12 protein-coding genes are annotated in these 11,957 nt (G+C 71.9%); 1 reads left to right on the top strand and 11 read right to left on the bottom strand.

The window, feature by feature from the left end; all coding sequences use genetic code 11:
* Positions 1 to 417: 417 nt before the first annotated feature.
* From JS756_RS19575 to rpsB, 7 genes are all read right to left on the bottom strand, one after another.
* Entirely contained in the window at positions 418 to 831 is a 414-nt protein-coding gene (locus JS756_RS19575) for a hypothetical protein (RefSeq protein WP_205384414.1), read from the bottom strand.
* 195 nt (positions 832 to 1,026) lie between these two features.
* Positions 1,027 to 1,470 (bottom strand): SRPBCC family protein, encoded by a 444-nt coding sequence (locus tag JS756_RS19570; RefSeq protein ID WP_205384413.1) that lies wholly within the window; start codon positions 1,468 to 1,470, stop codon positions 1,027 to 1,029.
* A gap of 146 nt (positions 1,471 to 1,616) precedes the next feature.
* Positions 1,617 to 2,714: a phosphatidate cytidylyltransferase gene (locus JS756_RS19565; protein WP_205384412.1), complete on the bottom strand. Its 1,098-nt coding sequence runs from the start codon at positions 2,712 to 2,714 to the stop codon at positions 1,617 to 1,619.
* Positions 2,714 to 3,271 carry a ribosome recycling factor gene (gene frr, locus JS756_RS19560; RefSeq protein ID WP_014675285.1) on the bottom strand — a complete coding sequence of 186 codons (558 nt, stop codon included), beginning with the start codon at positions 3,269 to 3,271 and terminating at the stop codon, positions 2,714 to 2,716. Before frr ends, JS756_RS19565 begins: the two co-directional genes overlap by 1 nt.
* 145 nt (positions 3,272 to 3,416) lie before the next feature.
* Positions 3,417 to 4,175: a UMP kinase gene (pyrH, locus tag JS756_RS19555; RefSeq protein ID WP_205384411.1), complete on the bottom strand. Its 759-nt coding sequence runs from the start codon at positions 4,173 to 4,175 to the stop codon at positions 3,417 to 3,419.
* Positions 4,176 to 4,365: 190 nt separating this feature from the next.
* Positions 4,366 to 5,202, bottom strand: coding sequence for a translation elongation factor Ts (gene tsf / locus JS756_RS19550; RefSeq protein WP_205384410.1), 837 nt, complete (start codon positions 5,200 to 5,202; stop codon positions 4,366 to 4,368).
* A gap of 150 nt (positions 5,203 to 5,352) precedes the next feature.
* On the bottom strand, positions 5,353 to 6,282 hold the full coding sequence (rpsB, locus tag JS756_RS19545; RefSeq protein ID WP_205384409.1) for a 30S ribosomal protein S2: 930 nt from the start codon (positions 6,280 to 6,282) through the stop codon (positions 5,353 to 5,355).
* Between the two features lie 271 nt (positions 6,283 to 6,553).
* Here rpsB and JS756_RS19540 point away from each other — a divergent pair, with 271 nt between their 5' ends.
* Positions 6,554 to 7,153, top strand: coding sequence for a peptidoglycan DD-metalloendopeptidase family protein (locus tag JS756_RS19540; RefSeq protein ID WP_205384408.1), 600 nt, complete (start codon positions 6,554 to 6,556; stop codon positions 7,151 to 7,153).
* A 252-nt stretch (positions 7,154 to 7,405) separates the two neighbouring features.
* On the opposite strand, the gene JS756_RS19535 is transcribed toward JS756_RS19540, so the two are convergent.
* From JS756_RS19535 to JS756_RS19520, 4 genes are all read right to left on the bottom strand, one after another.
* On the bottom strand, positions 7,406 to 7,963 hold the full coding sequence (locus JS756_RS19535; protein ID WP_205384422.1) for a TetR/AcrR family transcriptional regulator: 558 nt from the start codon (positions 7,961 to 7,963) through the stop codon (positions 7,406 to 7,408).
* A 72-nt stretch (positions 7,964 to 8,035) separates the two neighbouring features.
* On the bottom strand, positions 8,036 to 8,878 hold the full coding sequence (whiG, locus tag JS756_RS19530) for an RNA polymerase sigma factor WhiG (protein WP_205384407.1): 843 nt from the start codon (positions 8,876 to 8,878) through the stop codon (positions 8,036 to 8,038).
* A gap of 281 nt (positions 8,879 to 9,159) precedes the next feature.
* On the bottom strand, positions 9,160 to 10,317 hold the full coding sequence (gene dprA / locus JS756_RS19525) for a DNA-processing protein DprA (protein ID WP_205384406.1): 1,158 nt from the start codon (positions 10,315 to 10,317) through the stop codon (positions 9,160 to 9,162).
* A complete protein-coding gene (locus JS756_RS19520) occupies positions 10,314 to 11,957 on the bottom strand; it encodes a YifB family Mg chelatase-like AAA ATPase (RefSeq protein ID WP_205384405.1) in 1,644 nt (547 codons plus the stop codon). Before JS756_RS19520 ends, dprA begins: the two co-directional genes overlap by 4 nt.

Below are 11,957 nucleotides of genomic sequence, written 5' to 3'. Positions count from 1 at the left end.
CGGCCTGAGCCTCTACCACGTCGTCCGCGAGCTGCAGACACTCCTCGCGACCTGGACCGGCGCCTGCCCCACCTGCCACCGCGACATACCCACCCACACACCAACCTGACCAAGCACTACTAGTGCCACGACAGGCAACGTTCGCCCCGTCGCGACGCCCGGCACGCTCCCCCACTGCCCCGAGGGCGCGGGCGGTGCCCCCACCCCCCGCACCGGCCGGAAGCCCGAGTACGCCCAGTACGAGGACTTCCGGCCGACACGCCGGGAGCACGCACCGGACGCCGCTCCTCATCGGGCGAACGTTGCCTGTCGTAGCACTAGCTAGCACGGTGACCGGCCGTCGTTGCCCACGCCACCGCCGCGACCGTTCCGCGGGTCGGCCGCGGACTGCCGGTTGCGCTGCGGCACGGCAGCGGATCAGCCTTCGACGTCCGCCGGGCCGAACAGCTGGTCCGACTCCGACGGATCGAGCGGCCGCACGGCGTCGAAGAGGGGCCAGCCGTCCACCTCCACCGTCCCCGCTGCCGGAAACAGCCCCCGGACCAGGGACTCGTCCAGGAGCGCCCGTACGCTGCCGGGCTCGTGGAGGTTGAGATGTTCCCGGTCCGGCAGCCTCACCACCGTGGCCTCGTCGAAGAAGCTGCCGGCGACGACACGGCCGGGCGAGGGGTGGAACACGAGGCGCAGACAGGCCGCTCCGCGGGGGCGCCACAGCGTCACCGTGCTGCGGCACCCGGGGTAGCCCCGCACGCGATCGTGCCGGTGCCCGAAGCACCAGCCGTACACCGTGCCACCCGCCTCCATGCGGCGGACTCTGCGTCTGCTCCCCATGCCGGAACCCTGGTGCCGCGGCAGGTGCAAGAGCTGCCTCCCGCAACGGAGGGGGGGGATCCGGCCCGCCTCCGGATCCAGGAAGGGATGGCCGGTCGGCGCCGGGCGCCCGAGGCCGCCGGGGAGGGCGACGGTGGCCCTCCGCCTCCGGGGGAGGACGACGGCTGCCCCGGGTGGTTGGAGGTTCTCCGCCGGTCAGGCGTGTTCGAGGTGCTCCCTCAGGAGCTGCTCGTTGCGCGGCATCTCCTTGCGGACCTGCGGACGGACGACGAGGGGCAGCAGGATCTTCCCGATCCCGTGGCCCTCGAAGTCGAGGTCCATGGTCATGTGGGTGCGGCGCCCCTCGTCCATGGGGACGATCTCTCCGTGGAAGTCACCGCGGATGGGCCCGTCGATGCCGCGGACGGTCCAGGAGCGCATCGGCTCGTACTCGGTGCACTCCATCGTCATCGCCATGTCGCGCCCGCCCACGTGCCGGGTGACCCTGACCCGGGAACCCAGCCCGAACGGGCCGTCGTCGAGCTGCTCCGCGGACACCGCGCTCGCCTGCCACTCCGGCAGGTGCGCAGGGTCGACGACGTACGCCCAGACATCCTCGGGGCGGCAGTCGAGGTAGATCTCGTCGTGGAATCCGGACATGATGCCCCCTTCCCAAGGCGTCCCACCCGCTGGTGGGCCTGCACGGGCATCGTCCCACCGCAGCGCGCCGAGCACCATTTCTGGCCGGGACGCGCGTGAGCCCCCGCCCGGGGGGCGGGGGCTCACGCGTCGTGCGTGCGCGGCGGTCAGCCGGTGCCGACGAACAGGACCAGCAGGAGCCACACCACGGGTGCCGTCGGCAGCAGCGAGTCCAGGCGGTCCATGATGCCGCCGTGACCGGGCAGCAGCGTGCCCATGTCCTTGATGCCGAGGTCCCGCTTGATCATCGACTCGCCGAGGTCGCCGAGCGTGGCACTGGCGGCGACCGCGAGGCCCAGCAGCAGTCCCTGCCACCAGGCCCCGTCGTCGATGAGGAACTGCAGGCACAGCGCACCCGCGACCATCGCGAACGCGACCGCGCCGAACAGGCCCTCGCGGGTCTTCCCCGGGCTGATGCGCGGCGCGAGCTTGTGCCGGCCGAAGCGCCAGCCGACCGCGTACGCGCCGGTGTCGCTGACAACGGTCAGCAGCAGGAAGGTCAGCACGCGCCAGGGACCGTCGTCGGCGGCGAGCATCATCGTCACGAACGTCGCCAGGAACGGGACGTAGAACGCCGCGAAGACGCCCGCCGTGACGTCCCTCAGATAGCCCTCGGGTGGCTCCGTCATCCGCCAGACCAGCACGGCCAGCGCGGTGAGCGCCATCGCCACCCACGCGCCCTCCGCACCGCGGACGTACCCGGCCACCACCATCGCCGCGCCGCCGACGGCGAGCGGCACCAGCGGTGCCCGGATCTCCTTGCGCTCCTGGAGCCGGCTGGTGAGCTCCCACAGCCCGACGACGACGGCCACCGCGACCACACCGACGAACACGGCCTTCACGATGAACAACGACGCGATGATCACCGCACCGAGCCCGACGCCGACTCCTATGGCGGCGCCCAGGTCACGGCCCGCGCTCTTCTTCTGCGGTGTCGGCACCGGCTGGGGGGCGTCGGGCATGGACTCCGGATTCTCGTCGCGGAACAAGGGGCCGCTCAGCCCAGTGACCCCCCGCTCGTCATCCTGGTCTCCGCCGTGTGCGGATACGTCGGGCACGATGGGCATGGGGCGAGTGTGCTGTGCGTTCTGCGCATCGTACGCGGGACCCGCCGGGGTGGCTCCCTGGACGTGCCCCTGATCTGCGGAGCCCCAGTACCCGGCCTGCCCGGCGTGCGGCTGAGCCGCCCAGGAAGAGTCGTTCATCAGACCTCGAGCAGCTCTGCTTCCTTGTGCTTGAGGAGCTCGTCCACCTGGGCGACGTACTTGGCGGTGGTGTCGTCGAGCTCCTTCTCCGCACGGCGGCCCTCGTCCTCGCCGACCTCGCCGTCCTTGATCAGCTTGTCGATGGCGTCCTTCGCCTTGCGGCGCACGGAGCGGATGGACACCTTGGCGTCCTCGCCCTTGCCCTTGGCGACCTTGATGTACTCGCGGCGGCGCTCCTCGGTGAGCTCGGGGAACACCACACGGATGATGTTGCCGTCGTTGCTCGGGTTGACGCCGAGGTCGGAGTCGCGGATCGCCTGCTCGATGTTGCGCAGCGCGCTCTTGTCGAACGGGGTGACGACCGCCATGCGCGGCTCCGGCACGGAGAACGAAGCCAGCTGGTTGATCGGCGTCGGCGCGCCGTAGTAGTCGGCGACGATCTTGTTGAACATCGCCGGGTGCGCTCGGCCGGTGCGGATCGCGGCGAAGTCCTCCTTGGCGACCACGACGGCCTTCTCCATCTTCTCCTCGGCCTCGAGGAGGGTCTCTTCGATCACCACTTGCTCCTGCGTGTCTTGAGTAGGCCCGGCTGCGGTTCCTCTGTGGGGGCGGCGGCCGGCTGCGTCGCGTCTTCTGTCCTGCACGGTTCCCGACCGGCAGGACATTGTCCATCCCCCGGTCAGGGTCCGGGTGAATCTCCGGTCAGTCCCGGTCGCGCTGCTCACCCACGAGGGTGCCGATCTTCTCACCCTTGACGGCGCGGGCGATATTGCCCTCCTTCAGGAGTTCGAAGACGAGGATGGGGAGCTGGTTGTCCCGGCACAGCGTGATGGCCGTGGCGTCGGCGACCCGCAGGTCGCGGGTGATGACCTCGCCGTAGCTGAGCGCGTCGAACTTGACGGCGTCCGGGTTGGCCTTCGGGTCGGAGTCGTAGACCCCGTCCACGCCGTTCTTGCCCATGAGCAGCGCCTCGGCGTCGATCTCCAGGGCGCGCTGGGCGGCGGTGGTGTCGGTGGAGAAGTACGGCATGCCCATCCCGGCGCCGAAGATGACCACGCGGCCCTTCTCCAGGTGGCGCACGGCCCGCAGCGGGATGTACGGCTCGGCGACCTGCCCCATGGTGATGGCGGTCTGCACGCGGGAGTCGATGCCCTCCTTCTCCAGGAAGTCCTGGAGGGCGAGGCAGTTCATCACGGTGCCGAGCATGCCCATGTAGTCCGAACGGGCGCGGTCCATGCCGCGCTGCTGGAGTTCGGCACCACGGAAGAAGTTGCCACCGCCGATGACGACCGCGACCTGCGAACCGTCGCGCACGACGGCGGCGATCTCGCGGGCGATCTTGTGCACCACGTCGGGGTCGACACCGAGGCCCCCGCCGCCGGAGAAGGCCTCTCCGGACAGCTTCAGCAGAAACCGGCCGCGTACTTTGCCGTCGTCGCTCTTCGCGGGCTTGGTGCTCATGGCGTTCTCCTCGTGGTGCACATACGAAGAAGGCCATTGCCGGTGGGGTGTGGTTCGCATCCCATACGGCAATGGCCTCCTCGTCAGATCAGCTGCCGTCCGCGACGCGCGCCTGGGCGTCGCCGTACGCGTACGGCAGGGGCGACTGTTGTCGACCCTATCGGGGTCGAGCGTCGGTCGCGGTACGGACTCAGATGCCGACCTTGATGCGCGTGAAGCGCTTCAGGGTGACACCGGCCTCGTCCAGGATCTTCTGGACGGACTTCTTGTTGTCGAGCGCGTACGGCTGGCCCAGCAGCGTGGCGTCCTTGAAGAAGCCGTTGAGGCGACCCTCGACGATCTTCGGCAGGGCGGCCTCGGGCTTGCCCTCGGCGCGGGTGGTCTCCTCGGCGATGCGGCGCTCGGCCTCGACGACGTCGGCCGGGACCTCGTCCTTGGAGAGGTACTTCGGCGCGAAGGCGGCGATGTGCTGGGCGATGCCCTTGGCAACCTCGGCGTTCGGCTTGTCGAGTTCGACGAGGACGCCGATCTGCGGGGGCAGGTCGGGCATCGTGCGGTGCATGTACGCGAGCACGAAGCCGTCCGCGAACTGCGCGAAGCGGTCCAGGACGATCTTCTCGCCGAGGTTGGCGTTGGCCTCGTCCACGAACGCCTGGACGGTCTTGCCGGCCTCGATCTCGGAGGCGAGCAGGGCCTCGATGTCCGCCGGAGCGGTCTTGGCGACGTGCTCGGCAATCGTGTCGGCGACGGCCTGGAACTTCTCGCCCTTGGCGACGAAGTCCGTCTCGCACTTCAGCTCGACCAGGACGCCGGAGGAGTTGTCGTCGGCGATGATGGAGACCACGGCGCCGTTCTCGGCGGAGCGGCCCTCACGCTTGGCGACGCCCTTCTGGCCCTTGATGCGCAGTGCCTCGACGGCCTTCTCGACGTTGCCCTCGGCCTCGTCCAGCGCCTTCTTGCAGTCCATCATGCCGGCGCCGGTGAGCTCGCGGAGCTTCTTGACGTCGGCGGCGGTGTAGTTCGCCATGAGTCTGTGAGTCTTTCTCGAAGTCTGGAAGATCGAAGATCTGCGGGGTACGGCCTCCATGTGGGCAAAGGCCGCTGTCCAGCCGCTGACCTACGGGTGAACGGCGGGAGCGGAGTTCATGTCACCGCTCCCGCCGTCAACGCTGACGGGTCAGGCCTGCTCGCCCTCGGCGGCCGGAGCCTCGGTGGCCGGAGCCTCGGTGGCCGGAGCCTCCGCAGCGGGCGCCTCCGCAGCGGGCGCCTCGGCAGCCGGAGCCTCGGCAGCCGGCGCCTCGGCAGCCGGAGCGGCCTCCTGGGTCTCGGCCTTCTTCTCGCCCTCGAGCAGGTCGCGCTCCCACTCGGCGAGCGGCTCGCCCGCGGCCTTCTCACCCTTGTCACCGGCGTTGACGCCGGAGCGGGCGATGAGGCCCTCGGCGACGGCGTCGGCGATCACACGGGTGAGCAGGGTGACGGAGCGGATCGCGTCGTCGTTGCCCGGGATCTTGTAGTCGACCTCGTCGGGGTCGCAGTTCGTGTCGAGGATGGCGACGACCGGGATGTTGAGCTTCCGGGCCTCACCGACCGCGATGTGCTCCTTCTTGGTGTCCACGATCCAGACGGCGCTGGGCACCTTCTGCATCTCGCGGATACCGCCGAGGGTCTTCTCCAGCTTGGCCTTCTCGCGGGAGAGGACCAGGAGCTCCTTCTTGGTCAGACCGGAGGCCGCGACGTCCTCGAAGTCGATCTGCTCCAGCTCCTTGAGGCGCTGCAGACGCTTGTAGACGGTCGAGAAGTTGGTGAGCATGCCGCCCAGCCAGCGCTGGTTGACGAAGGGCATGCCGACGCGGGTGGCCTGCTCGGCGATGGCCTCCTGCGCCTGCTTCTTGGTGCCGACGAACATGACCGTGCCGCCGTGGGCGACGGTCTCCTTGACGAACTCGTAGGCGCGGTCGATGTACGACAGCGACTGGAGCAGGTCGATGATGTAGATGCCGTTGCGCTCGGTGAAGATGAAGCGCTTCATCTTCGGGTTCCAGCGACGGGTCTGGTGACCGAAGTGGACGCCGCTCTCCAGCAGCTCCCGCATCGTGACGACGGCCATGGCCGTTCTCCTTGAGTTTCTCGGTTGTGCCGCGGCAGCCGGACGGCTCCCGCGCCTGACGCCCACGGTGCGCCGAGCCGCGAAGGACCGAGAGGCGCTGATACGGACCGTTTCCGGATGCCGTACCGGGGCGTGCGAAGTCGACCCGGTGACCCGGATCGCCAGAAGAAGTGTACGGGACCGGCGAAGCACCGGGTGACGCCGTTGTCCCCAACCTGCGAGTGGTCCACAGATCGCGCCATGATCGGGCCGGGTGCGGGACGGTTTCCGCATGCGAGCGAAGCGATACGTACGGGTGATGCGGGCGGTGCTGCTGGGCCTGGCGCTGACTGCCCTGCCCGCGGCGGCACGGGCGGACGGACCGGCACCGGCACCGGCACCGGCACCGGCACCGGCACCGGCGGAGGGCGTACCGGCCGTGGCCCGTGTCTGGCCCGTCGGGGTACGCCCCGCCGTCGTCCGCGGCTGGGAACCGCCGGCTACCCCGTACGGCCGCGGCCACCGGGGCGTGGACCTGGCGGCTCCGGCCGGGGCGGTGGTGCGGGCGGTGGCGGCGGGGCGGGTGTCGTTCTCGGGGCGGGTGGCGGGCAGGGGGGTGGTGTCGGTGGAGCTGTCGGGCACGAGTGATCCACCGCTGAGGACGACGTACGAGCCGGTGACGGCGTCCGTGGCGAAGGGCGACGCCGTGGACCCGGGGCAGGCGGTGGGCACGGTGGAGCCGACGGGCTCCCACTGCGCGGCACCCTGCGTCCACTGGGGCCTGCGGCGGGGGGACGCCTACCTCGATCCGCTGTCCCTCCTGCCTCCGCGCCTCCTGCGGAGGACCCCGCCGAGACTGCTCCCGGTGCTCGGGGTGCCGTTGCCGGGGTAGTGCCGAAGGCGGGCGCCGCACACGGCGGCGCACCGTCAGGCCCCGACGTCCCAAGAGGACACGGCACCGGCCACGGCCCGGCGATGGCGAGGGAACAGACCAGGCAGGGGGGCCTCGGCGACCGGCGGGGCACGTTCCCGGCCCGGTCGGAGGGGGCCCGCGAGGCCCGCGGGCCCGGGACACCGCCCGGCCGGAAATTCCCCCAAGGGGGGAGGGACCGCGGCGAAGGATGCCCGTACGTCGGGTCCGCCGTCAGCCGTGGACGCCCCGCAGGACGAGTTCCACCGCCGTTGCGGCGATGACGTCCGGCTCCTCGGCGGCACCCAGCTCCACCCGCCGGACGGCTGCGTCCACGACGCCCTGGACGAGCATCGCGGCCAGTCGGGGCTCCGCGTGCCCCAGTTCGCCGAGCGCCTCGACGATCATCGCGACCAGCCCGCCGTGCGCCGCGCGGATCTTCTCGCGCGCCCCGGCGTCGAGCTCGCTCGCGGAGATCGCCACGACCGCCCGGTGCCGCCGGTCCCCGACCAGCTCCAACTGCTTGCGCACGTACGCGCCGACCTTGCCCTCGGGCGTGTCCATCGCCGCCATCGCCTCGGCGACGTCCGCCGCCCACACGGGAAAGTCGACCTCGCACAGCTCCTCGACCACGGCGGCCCGCGACCGGAAGTACTCGTACACGGACGACCGCGCCAGCCCCGTCCGCTCGGCGAGCGCGGGGAAGGTCAGCGCCTCCGTCCCGCCTTCGGACAGCAACGACCGGGCCGCGTCCAGCAGGGCGGCTCGCTGCATCGACCGGTGCTCGGCCACGGAGGCCGCTCGAATCCTTGGCACGTCAACCACTCTACGGACGCATCACCCTCGGCGGGAGTGAGTACGGCGTCACCGCCCGAAGCCGGCCAGCTTGGCGCGCAGCTGGAGCACGGACTTGGTGTGGATCTGGCTGACACGGCTCTCGGTGACCCCGAGCACGTTCCCGATCTCGGCCAGGGTCAGCCCCTCGTAGTAGTACAGCGTGACCACCGTCTTCTCCCGCTCGGGCAAGGTGTTGATGGCCCGTGCCAGGAACCTCCGCAGCTCGCGGTCCTCGGCCACCTCCACGGGATTGTCGGCGGCGGTGTCCTCCAGGGTGTCCATGACGCTCAGTCCGTCACCGCCGTCACCGCCGACGTGCAGCAGCTCCTCCAGAGCGACCACGTTGGCCAGCGACAACTGACTGAACACCGCGTGCAGTTCGTCCACGCCGATGCCGAGTTCGGCGGCCACCTCCTGCTCGGTGGGCGTACGCCGCAGACGTGCTTCCAGGGTGGCGTAGGCCCGCTCCACATTGCGTGCCTTCTGCCGCACCGACCTCGGGATCCAGTCCAGCGCCCGCAGTTCGTCGATCATCGCGCCGCGGATGCGGGTGATCGCGTACGTCTCGAACTTGATCTCCCGGTCGACGTCGAACTTCTCGATCGCGTCGATCAGCCCGAAGACTCCGGAAGAGACGAAGTCGGCCTGCTCGACGTTGGGCGGCAGGCCGACGCTCACCCGGCCCGCCACGTACTTGACGAGCGGCGAGTAGTGCAGGATCAGCTGCTCCCGCAGCCGTTCGTCTCCCGTCGCCTTGTACGAGCGCCAGAGCTCCTCGAGCGTGGAGGGAGCGGGAGGCCGCACGCTGCCACCGTCGCGGGCGGCCGGCGGGACCGCCGCCCGGTCGGAGCCGGAGGTGTGCTGGGGCATTCGTCGCCTTGTGCCGTTCTGCCGTGAAGTGGGCCGGGGTGGGGGTTGCTTGGGTGAGCCGTCGGTCTGATGTCGAGTCGCCGGTGTGTGCCGGAATCCTCGTGAGCGTAGCGTGACTGGCCGGTCGCGGTGCGCGAAGAGCAAGGCTCGATCCCCGCACGAAGGTGTCACCGGAGACCCCCGGCCGTTCCGCCGCGGTAGCTCTCCGTGACGCGACGGAGCGTCAACTGCCGCACACCGCAAGGATTTCGGGGGTCCCCCGGACGGCCGAACACGCTCGGTCAGGACGGGCCTGGACCGCCCCGGGCGGAGATCACCGCCTGGCGTGTCAACTTCCAGCCGTCGCCGAGTCGTTCGACGTATCCAAGTGCTCGTAGTTCGTACAATCTCGCGACCGCGTCCTCCGTGGTGGTCTGGGCGGCACGGGCGATGTCGCACGGTGTGGCCGGCAGGCCGCCGGGAAGGGCGGCCAGGACGGCTCGGGCGGCCGGTTCCAGCAGGTCTCGCGGGAGCACGGGCCCGCGCCGCAGGGGAGCCAGTTCCCCCATGGCGCCGACCTGTTCGACGACCTCCGCGGGGTCGGTGACCAGTACCGCCTCCCCGCGCAGAAGTTCGTGCACCCCCGCGGAGAGGCCGCTCGTGGCCGGTCCCGGCACGCCCATGGTGTGCCGGCCCAGGCGCTGGGCCGCGCGGGCCGTGACCAGCGAGCCGCTGCGGTGCGCCGCCTCGACGACGACAGTGCCCGCGGTGAGGGCGGCGATGACACGGTTGCGCAGCACGAATCTGGTGGGCGTGGGATGGCAGCCGGGCGGCAACTCTCCCACCACGAGGCCCTGTTCCGCGATGCGCGCGATCAGCTGTGCGTGCCCGGCCGGATAGGGCCGGTCCACGCCGCAGGCCAGGACCGCGACGGTGGCGCCGCCCGCGCCGAGGGCGCCTCGGTGGGCGGCGCCGTCGATGCCGTAGGCCCCGCCGGAGACCACGACCCACCCGTGTTCGGCGAGGCCGGCGGCGAGGGTGGCCGCCATGTGGGCGCCGTACTCGGTGCAGGCGCGGGCGCCGACGACGGCGACCGACTGCAGCGCCCACATCCGCAGGCTGGGCCTCCCGCGCACCCACAGGCCCAGCGGCCGGGCGTCGCCCAGGTCGTCCAGCCGGCCCGGCCACTCGGTGTCCCCGGGTGCGACGAACCGCACCCCTGCTCGTCGTGCGGCGTCGAGGTCGCGCCCGGGATCGGCCAGTGCGGCCCGCGCCCGCAACCCGGCCCAGCGCTGCCCGCTCACGCCCGGCAGCGCCGCGCCTCGCCCCCGCAACCTGCGCACCACCTCCGCCACCCCGAACCGGCGCACCCACCGCCCGCCGGCCCGGTCCCCCGGTTCGACCACCCTGGTGAGGAAGACTCGGCCGAGCAGTTCGTCGTCGTCGGCCACCCCGGTCATGCGCGGGCTCCGAGGGTCATCGGCACGCCGCGCGGCACACCGGTGCGCAGGTGCAGGGCCAGGGCGACGTCCGCCGCGTCGGGCCGGTCGTGGCCGACGAGGTCGGCGACGGTCCAGGCCACGCGCAGCACCCGGTCGAGCCCCCGGGCCGTGAGCATCCCGCGTTCGAGGCTGCGCTCGGCGTCGTCCAGGGCGCCGGGCCCGGCGTGCCAGCGGCTGCGCAGCTCACGGCCCGGCACCTCGCTGTTGGTGCGCCAGGGGGTGCCGGCGAACCGCGCCGCCGCTCGCTCCCGGGCGGCCCGCACCCGGTCGGCGACCGTGGCCGTGGACTCGCCACCCGCGCCGCGCTGAACGAGCTCGGCCCGGCCGACCGGGTCCACCTCGACACGCAGGTCGACGCGGTCGAGCAGCGGGCCGGAGAGCCTGGCCTGGTAGCGGCGGACCGCCGAGGGCGGGCACTCGCAGGACATGTCGCGCTGCGAGAACCGGCCGCAGGGGCACGGATTCGCCGCCAGGACCATGAGGAACCTCGCCGGAAAGCGCACCACGCCCGCGCTGCGCGCGATCACCACGTGCCCGGCCTCCAGCGGCTGGCGCAGGGCGTCGAGCGCACGACTGCCGAACTCCGGACTCTCGTCGAGAAAGAGCACACCCCGATGGGCGAGGGACACCGCGCCCGGCCGGGCGATGCCCGGGCCGCCGCCGACGAGGGCCTGAAGGGTGGCCGAGTGGTGCGGGGCGCAGTACGGTGCCACGTCGATCAGGGGCCTGCCCGGTGGCAGCAGTCCGGCGACCGAGTGCACCGCCGTGACCTCCAGGGACTCCTGCCGGTCCAGGGGCGGCAGGACGGTGGGCAGCCGCTCGGCCAGCATGGTCTTGCCGGCTCCCGGGGGGCCTTCGAGGAACAGGTGGTGCCCGCCCGCCGCCGCCACTTCCACGGCCGTGCGCGCGACGGTCTGGCCGACGACGTCGGCGAGGTCGGCGGCGTCGGCAAAGTCGTGGCCCCGGTCCGGCCGGGCGGCATCCGGACCGTGCAGGCCGGTGGCCGCGCCCGTGCCCGGCAGACGCAGTCCGGCCAGGAGCGGGTCCGGGCGTCCCTGCTCGTCGGTCGGCTCCTCGCGGACGGGCTCGTCGGCCAGGACGGCGACCAGCTGGCGCAGGCTGCGCACCCCGAGCACCGACACGCCGGGCACCAGCGATGCCTCCGCGGCCGCGCTCTCGGGCACGACCACCTGCTCGTACCCGGCGTCCGCGGCGGCCAGGACGGCCGGCAGGATGCCGCGCACCGGCCGCACCCGCCCGTCCAGGCCGAGCTCGCCGATCATCACGACGTCGGCGAGCACGCGCGGGTCGATGCGTTCCGCCGCGCCGAGGACGGCGCAGGCCACGGCGAGGTCGAAGCCGCTGCCCGCCTTGGGCACCGATGCCGGGCTGAGCCCGACGGTGAGCTTCTTCTGCGGCCATGCACCGCCCGAGTTCACCACCGCCGACCGCACCCGGTCCCGGCTCTCCGTCAGGCTCTTGTCCGGGAGGCCCACCAGGGTGAACGCGGCGACGCCCGGTTCGAGGTCGGCCTGGACCTCGACGACCACGCCCTCGACGCCGACGAGGGCCACGGAGCAGGTGCGTGCGAAGCCCAT

Source organism: Streptomyces actuosus (genome assembly GCF_016921115.1).
Taxonomy (GTDB): domain Bacteria; phylum Actinomycetota; class Actinomycetes; order Streptomycetales; family Streptomycetaceae; genus Streptomyces; species Streptomyces actuosus_A.
The sequence above is the reverse complement of the archived record's forward strand: the minus strand, read 5'-3'. Positions and strand labels throughout refer to the sequence as shown.

Bases quoted from the DNA above. Each gene is read 5' to 3' on its own strand.
- JS756_RS19565 (WP_205384412.1), bottom strand. From the start codon at position 2,714: ATGAACGACTCTTCCTGGGCGGCTCAGCCGCACGCCGGGCAGGCCGGG.
- dprA (WP_205384406.1), bottom strand. From the start codon at position 10,317: ATGACCGGGGTGGCCGACGACGACGAACTGCTCGGCCGAGTCTTCCTC.
- JS756_RS19575 (WP_205384414.1), bottom strand. From the start codon at position 831: ATGGGGAGCAGACGCAGAGTCCGCCGCATGGAGGCGGGTGGCACGGTG.
- tsf (WP_205384410.1), bottom strand. From the start codon at position 5,202: ATGGCGAACTACACCGCCGCCGACGTCAAGAAGCTCCGCGAGCTCACC.
- rpsB (WP_205384409.1), bottom strand. From the start codon at position 6,282: ATGGCCGTCGTCACGATGCGGGAGCTGCTGGAGAGCGGCGTCCACTTC.
- pyrH (WP_205384411.1), bottom strand. From the start codon at position 4,175: ATGAGCACCAAGCCCGCGAAGAGCGACGACGGCAAAGTACGCGGCCGG.
- JS756_RS19540 (WP_205384408.1), top strand. From the start codon at position 6,554: ATGCGAGCGAAGCGATACGTACGGGTGATGCGGGCGGTGCTGCTGGGC.
- JS756_RS19520 (WP_205384405.1), bottom strand. From the start codon at position 11,957: ATGGGCTTCGCACGCACCTGCTCCGTGGCCCTCGTCGGCGTCGAGGGC.
- JS756_RS19570 (WP_205384413.1), bottom strand. From the start codon at position 1,470: ATGTCCGGATTCCACGACGAGATCTACCTCGACTGCCGCCCCGAGGAT.
- whiG (WP_205384407.1), bottom strand. From the start codon at position 8,878: ATGCCCCAGCACACCTCCGGCTCCGACCGGGCGGCGGTCCCGCCGGCC.